Source organism: Stenotrophomonas sp. YJH_SMC_25 (genome assembly GCF_059369595.1).
On sequence record NZ_JCAFSV010000004.1, the window covers coordinates 113,225 to 130,511 of the forward strand.

The 17,287-nt window shown below is 65.8% G+C and carries 19 protein-coding genes; 17 read left to right on the top strand and 2 right to left on the bottom strand.

Annotated features, from left to right (window positions below):
- Positions 1 to 90: 90 nt before the first annotated feature.
- From AC5P7E_RS07080 to AC5P7E_RS07095, 4 genes are all read left to right on the top strand, one after another.
- A complete protein-coding gene (locus tag AC5P7E_RS07080) occupies positions 91 to 1,131 on the top strand; it encodes a twin-arginine translocation signal domain-containing protein (protein ID WP_114618363.1) in 1,041 nt (346 codons plus the stop codon).
- Positions 1,128 to 2,009: a TolB family protein gene (locus AC5P7E_RS07085; protein WP_049460018.1), complete on the top strand. Its 882-nt coding sequence runs from the start codon at positions 1,128 to 1,130 to the stop codon at positions 2,007 to 2,009. Before AC5P7E_RS07080 ends, AC5P7E_RS07085 begins: the two co-directional genes overlap by 4 nt.
- A gap of 67 nt (positions 2,010 to 2,076) precedes the next feature.
- The gene (locus tag AC5P7E_RS07090) at positions 2,077 to 2,613 is read left to right on the top strand and encodes a GFA family protein (RefSeq protein WP_049395973.1); all 537 of its coding nucleotides are present in this window, start codon (positions 2,077 to 2,079) and stop codon (positions 2,611 to 2,613) included.
- Positions 2,606 to 2,914 (top strand): DUF6958 family protein, encoded by a 309-nt coding sequence (locus AC5P7E_RS07095; protein WP_005413537.1) that lies wholly within the window; start codon positions 2,606 to 2,608, stop codon positions 2,912 to 2,914. The genes AC5P7E_RS07090 and AC5P7E_RS07095 overlap by 8 nt, the downstream gene beginning before the upstream one ends.
- Here AC5P7E_RS07095 and AC5P7E_RS07100 read toward each other — a convergent pair whose 3' ends face one another.
- Positions 2,915 to 4,270 (bottom strand): sigma-54 dependent transcriptional regulator, encoded by a 1,356-nt coding sequence (locus tag AC5P7E_RS07100; RefSeq protein ID WP_060380358.1) that lies wholly within the window; start codon positions 4,268 to 4,270, stop codon positions 2,915 to 2,917.
- A 396-nt stretch (positions 4,271 to 4,666) separates the two neighbouring features.
- Between AC5P7E_RS07100 and AC5P7E_RS07105 the strand changes: the two genes are divergently transcribed.
- The 6 genes from AC5P7E_RS07105 (at position 4,667) to AC5P7E_RS07130 (ending at position 10,076) form a co-directional block, all read left to right on the top strand.
- The gene (locus AC5P7E_RS07105) at positions 4,667 to 5,197 is read left to right on the top strand and encodes a FapA family amyloid fibril periplasmic chaperone (RefSeq protein ID WP_043033390.1); all 531 of its coding nucleotides are present in this window, start codon (positions 4,667 to 4,669) and stop codon (positions 5,195 to 5,197) included.
- A complete protein-coding gene (locus AC5P7E_RS07110; RefSeq protein WP_012480357.1) occupies positions 5,194 to 5,811 on the top strand; it encodes a FapB/FapC family functional amyloid domain-containing protein in 618 nt (205 codons plus the stop codon). The genes AC5P7E_RS07105 and AC5P7E_RS07110 overlap by 4 nt, the downstream gene beginning before the upstream one ends.
- A 43-nt stretch (positions 5,812 to 5,854) precedes the next feature.
- Positions 5,855 to 7,171, top strand: coding sequence for a FapB/FapC family functional amyloid domain-containing protein (locus tag AC5P7E_RS07115; protein ID WP_005409778.1), 1,317 nt, complete (start codon positions 5,855 to 5,857; stop codon positions 7,169 to 7,171).
- 99 nt (positions 7,172 to 7,270) lie between these two features.
- Complete coding sequence (locus AC5P7E_RS07120; protein WP_012480358.1) at positions 7,271 to 7,975, top strand: C39 family peptidase; 705 nt, start codon at positions 7,271 to 7,273, stop codon at positions 7,973 to 7,975.
- 12 nt (positions 7,976 to 7,987) lie between these two features.
- Entirely contained in the window at positions 7,988 to 8,737 is a 750-nt protein-coding gene (locus AC5P7E_RS07125; RefSeq protein WP_111197023.1) for a hypothetical protein, read from the top strand.
- A 46-nt stretch (positions 8,738 to 8,783) separates the two neighbouring features.
- Positions 8,784 to 10,076, top strand: coding sequence for a transporter (locus AC5P7E_RS07130; protein WP_114618362.1), 1,293 nt, complete (start codon positions 8,784 to 8,786; stop codon positions 10,074 to 10,076).
- Between the two features lie 16 nt (positions 10,077 to 10,092).
- On the opposite strand, the gene AC5P7E_RS07135 is transcribed toward AC5P7E_RS07130, so the two are convergent.
- Positions 10,093 to 11,505, bottom strand: coding sequence for a ComEC/Rec2 family competence protein (locus tag AC5P7E_RS07135; protein WP_146256387.1), 1,413 nt, complete (start codon positions 11,503 to 11,505; stop codon positions 10,093 to 10,095).
- A gap of 222 nt (positions 11,506 to 11,727) precedes the next feature.
- Here AC5P7E_RS07135 and AC5P7E_RS07140 point away from each other — a divergent pair, with 222 nt between their 5' ends.
- The 7 genes from AC5P7E_RS07140 (at position 11,728) to AC5P7E_RS07170 (ending at position 17,222) form a co-directional block, all read left to right on the top strand.
- Positions 11,728 to 12,867: an SPFH domain-containing protein gene (locus AC5P7E_RS07140; RefSeq protein WP_099527455.1), complete on the top strand. Its 1,140-nt coding sequence runs from the start codon at positions 11,728 to 11,730 to the stop codon at positions 12,865 to 12,867.
- Positions 12,868 to 12,887: 20 nt separating this feature from the next.
- Positions 12,888 to 14,240 (top strand): membrane protein, encoded by a 1,353-nt coding sequence (locus AC5P7E_RS07145; RefSeq protein WP_005409783.1) that lies wholly within the window; start codon positions 12,888 to 12,890, stop codon positions 14,238 to 14,240.
- On the top strand, positions 14,237 to 14,494 hold the full coding sequence (locus tag AC5P7E_RS07150) for a hypothetical protein (protein WP_005409784.1): 258 nt from the start codon (positions 14,237 to 14,239) through the stop codon (positions 14,492 to 14,494). The genes AC5P7E_RS07145 and AC5P7E_RS07150 overlap by 4 nt, the downstream gene beginning before the upstream one ends.
- Positions 14,495 to 14,706: 212 nt before the next feature.
- Complete coding sequence (locus tag AC5P7E_RS07155; protein ID WP_005409785.1) at positions 14,707 to 15,291, top strand: AprI/Inh family metalloprotease inhibitor; 585 nt, start codon at positions 14,707 to 14,709, stop codon at positions 15,289 to 15,291.
- A 69-nt stretch (positions 15,292 to 15,360) separates the two neighbouring features.
- Positions 15,361 to 16,320, top strand: a complete 960-nt coding sequence (locus AC5P7E_RS07160) for a cation diffusion facilitator family transporter (protein ID WP_111197001.1) — start codon at positions 15,361 to 15,363, stop codon at positions 16,318 to 16,320.
- A gap of 72 nt (positions 16,321 to 16,392) precedes the next feature.
- On the top strand, positions 16,393 to 17,028 hold the full coding sequence (locus AC5P7E_RS07165) for a DNA-3-methyladenine glycosylase (RefSeq protein ID WP_114618360.1): 636 nt from the start codon (positions 16,393 to 16,395) through the stop codon (positions 17,026 to 17,028).
- The gene (locus tag AC5P7E_RS07170; protein ID WP_005413550.1) at positions 17,028 to 17,222 is read left to right on the top strand and encodes a hypothetical protein; all 195 of its coding nucleotides are present in this window, start codon (positions 17,028 to 17,030) and stop codon (positions 17,220 to 17,222) included. Before AC5P7E_RS07165 ends, AC5P7E_RS07170 begins: the two co-directional genes overlap by 1 nt.
- Positions 17,223 to 17,287: the final 65 nt, after the last annotated feature.

Below are 17,287 nucleotides of genomic sequence, written 5' to 3' on the forward strand. Positions count from 1 at the left end.
AGTGTGACTTAGCCTGAGCCCCGATATCTGCGTGGTCAATCCCCCTGGTACGCGCAACGATGGAGGCACCTTCGACAGGGGATCACGCACATGGATCGACGGCAGTTCCTGGCCACCCTGGCCGCCGCGGCGGCATCTACGGCGCTGCCCCCCGGGTGGGCCCTGCCCAGCCACAGCGAAGACTGGCAATGGTTGCAGGGCAACTGGCAGGTCCGGCACCGACGCCTGAAGGAGCGCCTGGTCGGCGATACCCGTTGGGAGTCCTTCACCGGTTCCAGCGCGGTCTGGCTCACCCTGGGCGGACTCGGCACCATCGATGACAACGTCATGGCGCTGCCTTCGGGCCCCTACAGGGGCCTGGGCGTGCGCGCATTCGATCCGGTGTCTTCCACGTGGTCGATCTGGTGGATCGATGGCCGCAACCCTGCCCATATCGAAGCCCCTGTGCGCGGCGCTTTCAAGGGCGATGCCGGCAGCTTCCGCGGCACCGACCGGATCGACGGGCGCCCCATCGAGGTCTGGTTCCGTTGGCACGACATCCACGGCGAGGAGCCGTGGTGGGAACAGGCGTTCTCCGACGATGCCGGTGCGCACTGGGAAGTGAACTGGCGCAACTGGTTCCGCCGCACTGCTGCGGTCCCCTCTCCGCTTCCGAAGCTGCCGGATGCACCGGGCGATTTTGATTTCCTGGTGGGCCATTGGAACGTGCGCCATCGTCGCCTGCGCGCTCGGCTGGCAGGCAGCGATGCATGGGACGCGTTCAACGGCACCCTGCACAACTGGCCGGTCCTGGGAGGATCCGGCAACGTGGGTGACAACCTGATGGACATGCCTGGAGCGCCGCTGCGCGGCATGGGCATCCGCGCCTGGAATGCGGCGGAGCGGCACTGGCTGAGCTGGTGGCTGGATGGCCGGGAGCCGACCCGGATCGGCGCGCCACTGCGCGGTGGTTTCCAGGCTGGTGTCGGCCGCTTTTTCGGCGAAGACCAGCACGACGGTCGAACAATCCGGACACGGGTGATCTGGTCACGCATCACCCCGCGTTCGGCGCGCTGGGAACAGGCGGCCTCGACCGATGGTGGACACAGTTGGGAAACCAACTGGGTCAGCGACTTCGAGCGACAGGCATGAAGGTGCTGCTGGCCGTGATGCTGCTGGTTGCTGCGTCGCCTCCCGCGTCTCCATCCAGGGTGCTGCGGATCGTCGGCCCCGCCGAGCGCTTCGCCCCGGGCGTTGCATCCACGCAATACGACGAGATTCGACTGACCTTGAGCCCGGATGGTAGAACCGCACTGTGGTTCAGCCGCAACCGGCCCGGCGGTCCAGGCGGGTATGACATCTGGGTCTCCCGCAACGATGGTCAGCGCTGGCGGCCGGCGATGCCGGTGCCGTTCAACTCGCCGGGGCGCGACTTCGATCCCGCCTTTTCCGCCGATGGCCGCGTGGTGTATTTCTGTTCGGATCGCGCAGGCGGCCAGGGCGGCGACGATCTGTACCGGGTCAGCATGGGGAGCGACGGTCGATTCGGGGAGCCGGTCAATCTTGGCCCGGCAGTGAACAGCGCGGCCGATGAATTCGCGCCGATGCTCTCGCCCGACGCAGCCACGCTGCTGTTCTCCAGCGATCGCGCAGGCGGTGCGGGTGGCCATGACCTCTACGTCGCAGCGATGGTCCGTGGCATGGCGCAGCCGGCACGGCCGCTGCCGGGAGACCTCAATACCGCAGCGCAGGAGTTCGATGCCACCTTCCTGGGCGACGGCCGGACGCTGGTGTTTGCCCGCGCCCTGGACTTCGGCAGTGCACCGGTACGCCAGTTCATCGCCTACGCGCGTGGAGACCGTTATGACGCGGGCCTTGCATTGCCCTCCCCCTTGAACGAGGCCTCCGGCGACAGCTACGGCGCGATGCTGGATGGCTCGCAACCCGACACCTTGACCTATTCGGCGCGGCGCGCGGACGGTGCAGGGTTGGACCTGTATCGCATCCGCTATCGGATGATGCACCCTTGAAGGTAGATGTTGTCGATTTTCGGCGCCCCGGTTCGTCGAGAGGATGAAACCCCAGGAGAAAACGCAGATGGCCTCACACCAGTCCCTTGCCTGCGCCTGCGGCCAGGTGCGCCTGACCGCCACGGGCCAACCCATTGCCACCCTCGAATGCTGCTGCGATAGCTGCCGCAAGGCCGGCGCCATGCTGCAGTCGATGCCCCGAGCACCGGACGTCCTGGGCCCGCACGGCCAGACGCTCTTCGTAATGCACCGCAAGGATCGCGTCAGCATCGATGCCGGACATGCCATGCTGCGCGCGTTGCGGTTGTCCAGCAAGGGCGGCAGCCGCCGCGTCGTGGCGGGATGCTGCAATACACCGCTCTTCCTGGAGTTCAGCGGTGGCCATTGGCTGAGCCTGTATGGCCTGTTGTGGCCGGCGTCGGCAAGACCCGCCGTGGAGATGCGGACGATGGTCAGTGATCTTCCTGACCCGTCTGTCCTTCCAGACGATGTGCCGAACCTGAAGACCCACTCGCTGCGGTTCTACGCCCGCCTGATGAAGGCGTGGATCGCCATGGGCTTCCGCAGCCCGCGCATCGAAGTCGCGGGAGATACCCATGTCTGAGCCCGAGCGGATCGAGATCGAGAGCATCACCACGCCCGGGCACATCCAGCGCGTGGATCGCGCCAAGTATCTCGCCATGCGCCATGCCTTGCTGCGGGCCCTGCCTGCGCAACCGCCCGGCCTGACCGTTGCGCAGGCAAAACAGGCACTGCTGCCACATCTGCCCGCCACCCTGTTCCCGGCAGGTGCCACCGCCGGCTGGTGGTTGAAGGCCGTGCAGCTGGACCTGGAAGCCAAGGGCGTGATCGAGCGCGTCGCGGGCAAGCCGTTGCGCCTGTTCAAGCACCTCGCGGCCGGCTGATCAGCGCTGCGCAGGCAGCTCCAGCCGGTGCTTGCGGCACAGGCGATACACCGTCACCCGCGATATCTGCATCTGCCGCGCACACTCGGAGACGTTGTAGCCGGTCTGGCGCAGGGTCTGCAGCAGCACATCGCGCTCGGCCTGCCCCCGTGCATCGTGCAGCATCGCCGCCGGCAGGACCGCCGCCGATGCGCCCAGCTCCAGGTCACGCTCACTGATCAGCTCGCCTTCGGCCATGATCGCTGCACGCTGCACACGGTTCAGCAGTTCGCGTACGTTGCCGGGCCAGTCGAAGCGCCGCATGGCCTGTACTGCGGCCGGTGCAAAGCCGCGTGCACGCACGCCGTGGCGCAACCGGAAGCAGCGCAGGAAGTGCTCGGCCAGCAGCTGCACGTCGGCACCGCGCTCGCGCAGCGGCGGCATCAGCAGGCGCAGCACATTCAGGCGGTAGTAGAGATCGCTGCGGAACCGCCCCTGCGCCACCGCGTGTTCCAGTTCGACGTGGGTCGCGGCAAGCACACGCACGTCTGCGCGCAGCGGCTGGCTGCTGCCCACGCGCTCGAAGGTTCCTTCCTGCAACACACGCAGAAGACTGGTCTGTGCCTCTGCCGGCAGATCGCCCACCTCATCAAGAAACACCGTTCCGCCGTGGGCCGATTCGAACACGCCGATCTGCCGCTTGTCGGCACCGGTGAACGAGCCACGTTCGTGGCCGAACAGCTCCGACTGCACCAGGTTGGCCGGAATCGCACCGCAGTTCACTGCAATGAAAGGCTTGCCGGCACGCCCCGACAGCGCATGCAGCGCGTGTGCGGCCAGTTCCTTGCCTGTACCGGTTTCACCTGTGACCAGCACCGGCAGCTCCACCGGCGCAAACTTGTGCAGCACCGTGCGCACCGCATGCAACGCGGCGCTTTCGCCAATCAGCGCGTGCGGTCCGTGCCCACCGCAGGTTGCGTCGACAGGCGGATCATCCGCGTCGAACTGCTGGCGCATTGCGCAGACCAGGTCCTGCAGGCCGAACGGCAGCGTGAAGCGCGCGCAGCATCGCTGCAGCAACGGCAGCCAAGCAGGCGATGTGGGTCCGGCACCCGGTGGCAGTACCGCCAACCAGGGCAGATGCTGGTGCTGCTCGATCCACGGCGCCAGCAGCTGCAGCGCGACCGCATCGAGATGGCGCAGATCGAGCACGGCGAGCAAACGATCGCGCCCACGCAGGCCAATCGCCATGGCGGGATCGGGATGGATGCTGCGCACATACCAGCCCGCTGCCGCCAGCGCACTGCGCTCGTTCGCCAACGGCTCGCCAAACCAGAGCACGCAACGCGACGTAGAAGCCTCCGGGACCGCTGCCATGCTTCCCCCAGCATCCGGACACCGTCGGCGGACTGTCAGGCAATCACCGGCGTGCCGCCCCCCGCCGGGACCTCTACGGCCACCGGGATGGCCTTTGTTGGGCGGATCCTAGCGCTTCCCTAAACGGCGGCGCAATGAGCAGTGCGTCAAGAAATTCGAGGCTGAAGCTGCACCGTTGCAGACGGCGACGCCACCTGTAACACCGATGCGACAGTCGCCCGCCGCCCTTGCCCTGCGGTGCCTGGGGCTTCGAAATCCCAACAATTCCGCGACGTGCCTGTAACAGCATGGCAGCAGCCCGGTCAGGTGCTGCACGATCACGGCGTTGGCGGGTGGACACTTCGAAGTTGGCACGGTTGATGCGTGGTTCCGCCGCACCCATCGCGGGAGATCGGCATGGACGGCACCACCCTGATTCGCGGCCTGGCCGCAGCACTGGCAACAGCCCTGCTGTCGGTTGGCGCCGACGCGTCCGCATCGGGCGCCCGCCAGGGCGTGAAGGCACAACCGGGCGAAATCGTCCTGTTGCGGGACGTCTCCGCGCGGCCGGCCTATCGCATGGCACCACCGGGCATGGCGCTGATAGCCGACCCGAAGCCACAGCGCGAGATCGCCGCCGCATTGGGGGTCGGCGGCACGACGACCGGCATGGACGAGTTGAGCGATGAGGACTATGCCGGCATGGGCGCCGGCCAGGCCGCGTCCATCGCGGCGCCGGGCGGAACCACCGTTGAACGGGTCACCCAGCAGGCCTTGGGCGGCACGCTGGGCCGCAGTGGCGACGGCATGGTCGGCAGCAGCCTGGGGGGCGCCATGAGTGGGCCGCTCGGTGCGGTCGGCAGCAGCACCCGCGGTATCGCCGATACCGTGCGCGGCGCACTGGCCCAGTTCCCGCTGCAGGGCACGGCCCCGGCAGGTGGAAAATGAAGCCCCTGCACGGCGTGCTTCTGCTGCTCGCTGCCGCGCCCTCGGCGACCCGGGCCGATGACTACAGCGGCATGCTCGCCTATCTCGACGTGGCCCGGATCGACGGCCGCGCGCTGGCCGGGGCGAATGGCGCCATCGCCGTGAACCAGGCCGCCGGCGACCTCAACGTGCAGGCCAACCTGCGGGGTATCGCCAAGGGCGATCGCGCCGACGTGGCGATCAATGCGCGGCAACTGCAGCAGGGCAACCGCGTGCTGTCCGGGCCGCTGCAGGCCACTGCATACATTGGCGGTGATGCACTGGCCGGTGCCAGTGGCATCGCATCCATCAACCAGGCCAGCGGCATCGCCAACACGACGCTCAACGTCGTCAGCGCGACGCTGGCCCGACAGGGCATACGCGAAACCGACGATACGGCCTTGGCCGCCGAGGGTTCCGCGTTGGCAGGGGGGCGGGACGACACCGGTCGCGGCGTCGCGACGGGCACCCGCAGCGCCGGTGTAGCCAGCACCGCGCTGCGGGGATTCGACGGGGTCCTGCAACTCAATCAGATCGCGGGCAACGGCAACGATACGGCCAACGTACTGGGCCTGGTCGTGCAGGACCGCCCGTGACAACCACCCAACCGATGCACCACCTGATGAGAGAGAGGGCACCATGAAAGCGACCGTCAAACAGACCATGCTCGCCATGGCGATTGCCACTGCCTCGACCGCCGCTGCGGCCAATGGCTGGGACAACCAGAACGCCAACGCGAACATCAACCACAACCACACCGTCAGCGAAACCCGCAACGATACGCACAACCACACCGACAACGACGTGCGCAACCGCACCGTCAACGTCAATGTGCAGAAGCACAGCAACATCCAGGCCGACGAACGCAAGGAGAAGAACAACCACGGCGTCGACGTGAACCTGGAGAAGGACCTGCGGCTGAGCACCGACATCAATTTCTCCGGCGATCCGAACATCACCGGCGACATCGACCTCGACTCGGCGGCCATTGCCGTGATCGACAACCGCCAGTCGATCAGCAACAACGCCACCAGCAACAGCCTGGTCACCAACAGTGCGTCCATCGGTGACAGCGTGGGTGCCGGCGCATCGGGCAATCTCGGCTTCAATGTGGTCTCCGGCGACAACAATGCCCAGGACAATGCCGCGTCGTTGTCCGCTGCCGATGCGTCCTTCAGCTTCGGCATGGCTGACGCCGAGGTGTTCGTCAACCAGGCCGGCTTCGGCAACGCCACCATGAACTCCGGCGTCACCAACGCCGCAGGTCTTGGCGGCAACGCTTTCGGCGGCGCGTCCGGCAACATCGGCGTGAACATCGCCTCGGGCAACAACAACGAGCAGAAGAACGCGCTCGCGGCCTCGGTCGCGACCACCGCGGTGGCCCAGTCGAGCATCAGCTCCAACCAGGTCTCCACTGGCAACACGGTCAGCAACGCCGGCTTCGTGCAGTCCTACACCGATACCGTGCAGGTCGGCATGCATGGCGGCGTCAGCGGCCTGACCCTGGCCTATGGCGCGGGCACCTACCGCGGTACCGGCAACGCCTACCAGATGGCCAACTACTACCTGGATACGTGGAGTGGCGAGCTGCCACACCCTGGTGGCAACAGCACCGGCCACATCGACCTGGACAACCAGATCCAGAACGCCACGATGAACCCCAACCGGCCGGGGGTGGGCGGCCTGGGCTTCGATACGCGTGAGAGTGGCACCAGCCAGTTCGTCGAACTGGGCGTGGCCGACCTGTATGCCAGCCTCAGCGGCACGGTCAGCACCACGCGCTGGGTGAACGTCAACGCCACCAACACCTCGGCATTGTCCGGCAGCGCCTTCTCCGGCGCCTCCGGCAACATCGGCGTGAACGTGGCTGCAGGCACCGGCAACCTGCAGGCCAACAGCCTGGCCCTGGCAGTCGCCCAGCCCAGCACCGGCGGCGGTGGTGGCAGCGGCGAGTAAGCGCAACACCCCGGCCGTCCGCCAATGGCCGGGTTCCCGGGAGCCCCTGTCCCTCCTCCCCCTTGGGGCAGGGGCTCCCCCCTGCTGCCGGAGACCGTGATGATCCGTTGCCGTCTTTCGATGTGCCTGCTGGCCTGCCTGTTGCTGCTGGCCACTGTTCCTGCGTGGGCGGGCGACGTGCGCTTCAGTGGCGTACTGCCCAATGGAGCGCTGCTGCAGCAGAAGGTGGAGAGCATGCAGGAGCGGCGCTACCGCAACGTGGTACGCCAGCACACCGACTACAGCTGCGGGGCTGCGGCGCTGGCGACCATCCTTCGCCACGCCTACCACCTGCAGACCGACGAGGCGACGGTGATTGAAGGGATGATGGGGGTTTCCGATCCAGCGCTGGTGGCCGAACGCGGCTTCTCCCTGCTCGACATCAAGCGCTACGTGGAATCGCTGGGCATGCGTGGCCGGGGCTACCGCATCGATGAAACACGACTGCGCACCCTTCGCGTGCCGGGACTGGTGCTGATGGACGTGCGCGGTTTCCGCCATTTCGTGGTGCTCAAGCAGGTGCGCAACGGCATCGTGGAAGTGGCTGACCCGATCCTCGGCAACCGCAGCCTGGCGCTGCCAGAGTTCCTGGCCGCCTGGCCATCGCGCGCGGTCTTCGTGGTGATCGGCAGCGACTTCGATCGCAACACCGCTCTTCTGCAACCCAGCGAACGGCCCAGTGCCCGCGCGCTCTTCGCGCGGCAAGGGCCGATCACCGATGCCGAACTGGTCGACTTCGGCTTCAGCCACGCCGACCTGTTCTGAGGAGGTATGACCATGTTCCGCCAACACGTATGGATGGTTCTGCTGCTGATGGCCCCTGCCCTGCCCCTGCAGGCCGCCGACGGCAGGACCGGGCGTGGCCTCACGGAAATCCCCGATCCGGAGCTGAGCCTGATGCGGGGGCGCTACACCGTGGGCGGCAACAACGTCGCCTGGTTCGGGGTCACCATGGTGTCGCAGTGGCAGGTCAGCAACGGCACGACCCTGCAGGGCAACCTGACCCTGGGCATGGACTTCCGTGGCGGTGGCGCGCCGAAACTCAGCTTCCAGCCCAGCGTGCATGTCACGGCAGCCGATGCGCCGCTGCCCGATACCCACGGACGCAGCATCGACAGCAGCGGCCTGGCCAACGCCAGCGGCCTGGTGCAGAGCGTGCAGGTGGCCGGCGATGGCAATCTCGCGCGCAACGTCACCACGCTGACGGTTCGCGAGGGTGGCGTGCCGGCGGCTCTTTCTGATGGCGCAGGCAGTGTCAGTGCGCAGCAGGGCGGCGCCAGCGCGACGGCGGTGCTGGAAGGCAACCAGGCACGCCTGCTGCTGCAGGTGGACGGCCAGGGACTGGTACAGCAGTGGATCCGCAATGGCAGCGTCGGCCAGGGCATCGCCCTCGCCGGTGACGGCCAGATCGCCAGCAACCAGCTGCGGCTGGAACTGGTACGCGACACCGTAGGCGGCAACCTGCCGTTGAGCCAGAACGTGGCCCAGGCGATTGCGCTGAACCGCGGCATGGGGCCGGGCCAGTAGCACGGCACGGCATTGGGGGAAACGCTCCACAACGCAGGACACGATCATGCACACCCTGATGAGGATCACCCCGTTGGCGCTGGCGGCGCTGGCGGGCACCGCCCTCGCCGCACCGACGACGCCGGACGATGGCGTTGACGTGCAGGCCCTGGCCAACCAGCTGGAACAGCTGAAGGCCAACTACGCACAGGAAGTGCGGCGGTTGCGCGAACTGGACATGCAGGTGCAGGCCATGCAGGCGCGCCTGGGCGGGCGGGTTGGCCCAGCCTCGACCCCACCGGCCGCGCCATTGGCGCAGGCAGCGGCCGCCGCGGCTCCACCGAGCAGCGAGGGTTACGCCAGTTCCGCCGCAGAAGCACAACAGGCCAAGCAGGAGTCGCGCCGCAGCGTGGACGACGTGAAACAGCAGCAATCGGCCCTGTTCTCGCGTCGTTTCACCATCGAGAACAGCCTCACCTACGCACGCTACGACCGCAAGCAGCTCACCCTCAACGGCTTCCTCGCGTTGGACGCCATCTTCCTCGGCAATATCGCCATCGAGAACGTGGAGTCCGACTCGCTGACCTACAACGTGGCGGCCCGCTGGGGCGTCAGCCCGAACCTGACGCTCAACCTGGATGTGCCCTACCTGGCGCGGCGCACCGTGTACCAGAAAGGCGGCGCCGGCGGTGCAGCAGCTGCCATCGCGCAGGAGCAGACCAACGGCAACGGCCTGGGCGACATTGGCCTGAGCGCGAACTACCGGCTGTTCGGCGAACGCGGCTGGCGCCCGGAGACCGTGCTCACGGCCGGCGTCACCGCCCCCACCGGGCGCGCACCCTACGGCCTGGACTGGAAGGTGATCGAGCGCGATGACGATGACTACATCCGCTTCGCCGTGCCGCGCGAGCAACCCACCGGCAACGGTGTATGGCAGGCCAACCTCGGCCTGTCGATGGTGAAGACCGCCGATCCGGCCATCCTGTTCGCCAACATCGGCTATGTGCACTCCATCCCGCGCGGATTCAACGACATCGACAGCAATCCGGACACGGTGAACCCGGGCGACGTGAAGCTGGGTGGCTCGGTGTACTTCGGCGCAGGCGTGGCCTTCGCATTCAACGAGCGGACCAGCCTGAGCCTGTCCTTCAGTGACCGCATCAGCGCCCGCGCCTCCACCCGCTTCCAGGGCGGCAAGTGGATGAAGGTGATCGGCAGTGACGCCAATGCGGCATCCCTGAATCTGGGCGTGACCTATGCGTTGAACCAGCACACCACGCTGGTGACGCTACTGGGCATCGGGCTGACCCCGGATGCACCGGATTTCACGCTGGCGTTCAAGATTCCGTACATGTTGTAAGGGCGCACTTGAAGTGTCACGGACCTGTGGGCATGCATATCTGCGCATGTTCCACGTGGGTACAGCCGCATCGAGGTGGAGCTGCGAGCAAAGGTATGTACTTATGCCCGTGCTGCTTCTGGCATCTGCTGCAATAGGAGCGCCAATTGGTCTGTGTCACGATCCAGCCAGCCAATTGAGCTTCTGACGATGATTGGGAGGATGGATTGCCGGGATACGCACCATTGAATGTTGAAAATACCATTCGACCTGGGCCGACCCCTGCTGGCGTGCTGTTCGCAGTAACCTCACCGCCGTGGTGAGGAGCTACCATTCCGGTGAGATCCTGCTTGGCAGATGACGGAATGGATGGATAGTCAGCGTCACCGGTCAGCAGAACGCGCGCATGATCGGATTCCACTCTTAGCGCCAGGGAAGTGTTGTTCTTCAGATATGCAGGCGTGTTGGGCGTATTCGGGCCCGGATTGCATCGATGGATCACCACAGAGCCAACACTGATATCCGGCCAATTACTGTTCCAGATGTGAAGCGCGCTCGCCCCTCCAGCCAGTCTCCTGCCTTTGAGAGACAAAAGAAGGTGGAGGTGACTTGCACCCAGGGCCACCGTCGATGGCGGCAAGCGGACAACCCATGGCCTTTCCCGAGCCGTACGACGGTATACAGGATTCACTATCCAGGCACCCTTGCTCTTGTCCCAGCGAGCCACACCAGACTTGAATGCGAAATGCCAATGATCCTGATCCAAATGAGACAGGACCACTGGCTCGTTGGATTTCCACGACTTGCTGAAGACCAGAGGATTGAAGTTATCCAATGCTGGAGAGCTGAAGCCTTTTATGTATATGGGCCGGCCAAAATCAAAGAAAAGACGAGGATGTTCGTATTGATCCACAAGGGCATTGAAGTTGGCCTGCCCGACGTCGTAGACCGCAACGCCATGCAGCGACACATCGACGCTACGAAGCGCTGCCTCGACCTGCGACGTCTCGGCAGCCTCACTCAGAAAGGAGCGCAGGTTATTGCTCGAGGTCGCCGCGCGTCCTGTCTCGTCCTTCTGCACGGACATGTAGAGTCTTTCAGGCCTACTTCCCTCACCAGAGCCATCACCAATTGGAAGTGTCCGCACAGAGATGGCGCCGGCGAAGTTGCGGTTGGAAAGAGTGATTAGGCACCAAGCGTCTTCGCCACGCGCATACTCTTCATCGCTCAGCTCGTAGTCTTCAACCTCACGCGCGTCGACGCTCAGTAGAAGAAAGTCGACGTTATCCGGTGCCTCGTCCATCGTGGCAAATGACTCGGCCGATGCGACGGGCATCGCATCAATCAGAACCGGAGCGTCAAGGTTCCAGCGCCCATTTTCCAGAATGTCAGTCGGCTCGAAGAGTGCGTAGTACTGTGCACTGCGTTCCTCGGATTTGTAGCGCGGCATGCTCTGCACCCTCCTTGGCCAGGCCCGACACAGCGTCGGCTGGGACGTCATTGCCCCTCCTCCGATTAGGCCCGGAGTCGGCGGCGGAATCAACGTCCGGACTATTACCGGGGCCCCGTGGCGCCCATTCACCTGCCGGCACCACAGCCGCCCCCGGCCACTGCTATATTCAGTCCAGCTCGGCAGGCATGGTGCCTGCCCTCGAATCACAGGGAGTTGGACATGGGTCTGGTACAGGCGGTGAAGGGTGCGGTTGGCGGTGTGCTGGCCGACCAGTGGAAGGACTTCTACACCGTGCCGGCGGGCCTGCCGTCCACGGCCGCCCTGTTCGCGGCGGTGCCGCAGGGCACCAATGCCGGCCGCGGCTCCAACACCAGCGGCTCGTCCAACATCATCACCAACGGCTCGAAAATCATCGTGCCCGAAGGCTACGGCCTGCTGCTGTTCCAGGACGGCGCGATCACCGCGTTCGTCGCCGAACCGGGTGGCTACGAGTGGCGCTCCGACGATCTGAACTCGCAGTCGATCTTCGCCGGCGACGGCCTGGTCAGCACCTTCATCAAGCAGAGCTGGGAGCGTTTCAAGTTCGGCGGCCAGCCGGGTTCGCAGCAGGCGGCCTACTTCGTCTCGCTGAAGGAACTGCCGGACAACCGCTTCGGCACCCAGTCGGAAATCTACTGGGACGACGGTTTCCTCAATACCCAGGTCGGTGCGATCACCCGCGGTTCGTACACTCTGAAGATCGTCGACCCGATCCTGTTCGTGAAGAATTTCGTACCGGCCAGCTACCTGCGGCCGGGCCAGGTGTTCGACTTCACCGATCTGGACAACGCCGCTGCCAGCCAGCTGTTCAATGAAGTGGTCGGTTCGCTGGCCCCGGCCTTCAGCCTGTATACCAACGATCCGGGCAAGGGCAACCGCATCACCAAGCTGCAGCAGGACTCGCTGGGCTTCGCGCAGAGCCTGTCGGCCGCCGTCGAGCAAGGTTACCAGTGGAAGTCCGACCGCGGCCTGGCCATCGTCAAGACCGCCATCGTCTCGATCGAGTACGACGCCAACACCCGCGAACTGCTGAAGACCGTGCAGCGCGCCGATGCGCTGTCCGGTTCGCGCGGCAATTCCAACCTGCAGGCCAGCGTCGCCCAGGGCATCCAGTCGGCCGGCGAGAACGGCGGTGCGGCGGGCCTGGTCGGTGTCGGCATGGCCTCGGGCATGTTCGGTGTCGGCGGCATGCAGCAGCCGGCCACCCCGGCTGCCGACGATCCGGTCGCCAAGCTGAAGAAGGCCAAGGAAATGCTGGACCTGGGCTTGATCACCCAGAGCGATTACGACGCGCTCAAGGCCAAGGCACTGGGCCTGTAACAGCAGGACGCACAACCGACATGTCCGATCCCCGAAACGGCCCACCGCCGCTGCCCGGATCCGCGCCCGCGACGCCGCCGCCCCTGCCGGCGGCGTCGTTGGATGGGCCCGGTTCGCCGCAGGACGTCCCTCCCCTGCCCGGCAGCTTCCCGCTGGACACTTCGAAGCTGCCGCAGGCGATCCGCGATGAAGTGGAAGCGCCCGATCCCGTGGCCATCGATACCTCGGCCAGCGAGCTGAAGGACGGCCTCAACCGCTGCCCGAAGTGCGGTGCCACCGACATCCGGCCCAAGGCCGGCACCGACATCCTCGTCTGCCTGTACTGCCGTCACGAATGGCATGGCGCGCGGGTCGAGGAGGAATTCGGGCTGGGCGAGGCCATCGACCAGCTGCGCGGCACCGTCATCGCGTCCGGCGCACGCGACATCGATGCCGACACCTCGGCGTTGATGACGTTCAAGTGCACCGGCTGCGGCGCCGAAGTCACGGTCAATACCGAAAGCACGATGACGGCGCGCTGCCACTGGTGCCGCCACGTGTTCGGCGTCAACGAACAGATCAGCAATGGCGCGGTGCCTGATGCGGTGCTGCCCTTCCATATCAAGAAGGACGACGCGGTCGCGCGCATCCGCCAGTTCGTCGACAAGCGCCGCATGTTCGCGCTGAAGGCCTTCAAGGACCAGTTCACCCCGGAAAACGTGGTGGGCGTGTTCCTGCCCTACATGATCGTCGACAGCAATGTCAGCGCGGCCGTGGCCGGCAAGGGCGAGATCAAGACGCGCGAGTACACGGTGGGCAGCGAGAAGAACAAGCGCACCCTCTACGACGCCGATGTCTACCAGGTGGAGCGCCAGGTCGATTTCACCGTTGATGACCTGCCGCTGGAATCCTCGGCCGAGCGCGGCAATCTGGACACCCGCGCCAACACCAACAACATCATCAACACCATCCTGCCGTTCGATACCAAGAACGCGGTGAAGTGGAACGCGTCCTATCTGGCCGGCTTCACTTCGGAGAAGCGCAACCTGGATGTGGAAAAGCTGCGGCCGCGGCTGGAAGACCAGCTGCTGTCGATTGCCCGCGCGCAGGTGGAAGGTTCGGTGAAGCGCTACAACCGTGGCGTGCGCTGGGAGCAGGAACAGCTGGAGGTGCATGGCACCCGCTGGGTGTCGATGTACCTGCCGGTGTGGTTGTACTCCTACCACCAGCCCGGAAAGAACGGCGGCATGCTGCACTACATCGCAGTCAACGGCCGTACCGGCGAAACCATGGGCAGCGTGCCCGTGCAGCAATGGAAGATGCTGCTGGCGGCACTGGCCACCGGCACCGTCATTGAAGCCCTCGCAATTGCCTTCCTGGTGGCATCGACATGAGCGACGACAGTGGCCTCTGGCTGTTGGCGGCAGGTCCAGCCGGCGCAACCGCGCTGTACTGGGCGCTGTACCGCTATTACCGCAACACCGACAAATCGCATTCCTTCGAGCACGAGACCGAAATCGAGGCACAGCCCGTGACCGGTTCGGACCAGCAGGTGGGCCGGGTCACCGGCACCGAGGAAAAGCGCATCCGCGGTGACAACGTGTACGAGTACCGGAAACGGGTGGTGAGGGTGAAGCCCGACCCGTAGCGCCAGGCGATGCCTGGCTGCTGGAAGTGCTCGGCCGCTGGCCGGCATTCCTTCGGTCTCTGGGCGTCAAAAGGGGAGCCGGCCAGCGGCCGGCACTACCCTTCGGCGGACAGCACCTGTTCTTGGCTGGCTTGCCTCAGGGCGCGCCCTCACACCGTCTCCCACCCCACCGGTTCGATACTCGCGCGATCCACCCTTCCGAGGATCCTGCGATGGCTGCCCTGCTTGCCCGTAGCTGCCTGCCGGCGCTGTACTTCCTGGCCCTGCCCGCCCTTGCCCAGGACGCCTCGTTCGGCTTCGGCGAACAGACCACCCACACCGACCAGACCACGCAATCCAGCAGCACCCAGACCCAAAGCAGTGGCGCGGTGACCACCCAGACCATCACCAGCGGCAGCTCGCAGTCCGAGTCACGCAGCGAAAGCAAAGAGATCGACGTGGGCTTCGGTTTCCACGACGACAACGACGACTGGGGCCACGACCGCCACCGTGGCGGCCGCGATGTGCGCGACAGCGATCTGTTCGGCAGCTGGACGCTGGGCCAGGAGAACGGCAACACCTGCTCCATCGAGCTGAAGAACATCGAGTGGTTCGGCGGCTACAGTGCCTACGTGCCCGCCGGCTGCCCGGATGGCTTCTTCTCGGCCAACCGTTGGGTACTGTCGGGCAATCAGCTGCTGCTCACCGACACCAGCAACACCGTGTTCGGGCGCTTCCGCGCGTCAGGCGGTGGGCGCTGGACGGGCTACCGTGAATCGGATGGGGCGCGTTTGTACCTCAATCCCAAGGGGCGCTGATCGCACCGTGCACACAGTAGGCACGCGCTGATCAGGAAGATCAGGAATCCGCCTCACCCCGCCGCCGAAATGTCCGCTCCCACCGGTTCCCGTCTGGTCATCTACGCCGCCCTCTCGGGCAACCTGGCCATCGCCATCGCCAAGTTCATTGCTGCCGGCATCTCCGGCAGCTCGGCCATGCTCAGTGAGGGCGTGCATTCGCTGGTCGACACGTTGAATGAACTCCTGCTCTTGTACGGCCTGCGCCGCGCCGGCAAGGCGCCAGATCCCGTGCATCCGTTCGGCTACGGCCGCGAGCTGTACTTCTGGAGCTTCATCGTCGCCCTGCTGGTGTTCGCCGCCGGCGCCGGTGTTTCGGCCTACGAGGGCATCCAGCACATCCGCCGGCCGGAGCCGGCCACCAACCACGCGTTGAGCTACAGCGTGCTGGGCATCTCCATCCTGTTCGAGGGGGCTTCGTGGTGGGTCGCGCTACGGGAGTTCCGGCGTACCAAGGGCAAACTGGGCTACTTCGAAGCCTTCCGTCGCAGCAAGGACCCGTCCACCTTCACCGTGCTGCTGGAAGATAGCGCGGCCCTGCTGGGCCTGGGTTTCGCACTGGTCGGGCTCGTGGCCGCCCAGGCCCTGGACATGCCGGTGCTTGATGGTGTGGCGTCGCTGTGCATCGCCGGCGTGCTTGCCGCCACCGCCTTTCTTCTCGCACGCGAAACCAAGGGACTGCTGGTGGGTGAGCCGGCCCATCCGGCGGTGGCCGAGCGGATCATGGCCGTGGCGGAAACCGATCCGGACCTGCGCCGCGCAAATGGCGTGACCACCATGCAGATGGGCCCCGAGCAGGTCGTGGCCATGCTCAGCGCCGAGTTCGAGGATGACCGGAAGACACCGCAGATCGAGGCGTGCATCACCCGCATCGAATCAGCCGTGAAGCGCGAGTATCCGGAACTGGTGGCACTGTTCATCAAGCCGCAGACGCCCGAGGTCTATGCCTCCCGCCGCGCGGCACTGGCCGCTCCGCCTGCGCAGGAATGACACTGCGTCTGCGCCCGTTTCACCTGTCTGGTGCCACAGTGCCATCACCGTTTGCCCGAGCCTGCCTCTACCGTGCCGGATTGGTTGCCCTCCGCTCTTCAGATCCTCCCCCGCAGCTTCTACCGGCGCCCGCCCGTTGAGGTTGCGCCCGAGCTGCTCAACAAACTTCTGGTCCGTGACGATGGCCGAACGGGTCGCATCGTTGAAGTCGAAGCGTACGCGGGCAGCGTCGATCCGGCGGCGCACTCCTATCGCGGGCAGACGCCGCGCACGGCCAGCATGTTCGGCGAGGCCGGCCACCTGTATGTCTACTTCACTTACGGCATGCACTGGGGCAGCAACGTTGTCTGCGGCGAAGTGGGTGAAGGCGTGGCGGTGCTGCTGCGGGCCATCGAGCCGCTGCTGGACCTGGAGCGCATGCGCGAACTGCGTCCCGCCGCGCGCCGCGACCACGATCTGGCCAGCGGGCCCGGCAAGCTCTCGCAGGCCTTCGGGCTGGACCGCAGCTTCGACGGCGCTGATCTGGTGACCGGCAACCACGGCATTGTCATCGCCAGCGACGGCGTGCCGCCGCCGGAGGATCCAGTGGTTGGGCCCCGCATCGGCATCACCCGCGCTGTTGATTTCCCCTGGCGTTGGCACATCCGTGATCACCGTCACGTATCGATCCAGCCACGTCGCGCTTCCGCCCCAGCGAGGAAACGATGATGACCCCGCTCGACAAGCCACTGCGCCGCGAACTGCACATCGACGGCCAACCCTACACTCTCACCGTGGCCCCTGAGGGCCTCAAGCTGGTTGAGAAGGGGCGACGCAAGGGCATCACACTGCGCTGGCAGGACCTGGTATCCGGAGACGCTGCACTGGCCACCGCCTTGCAGGCATCGCTCCAACAGCACTGAGCCGGCGCGCCCACCTCACATCGGCATCACCCCGCCGTGGCGATACATAACGGCGAGCACACTAG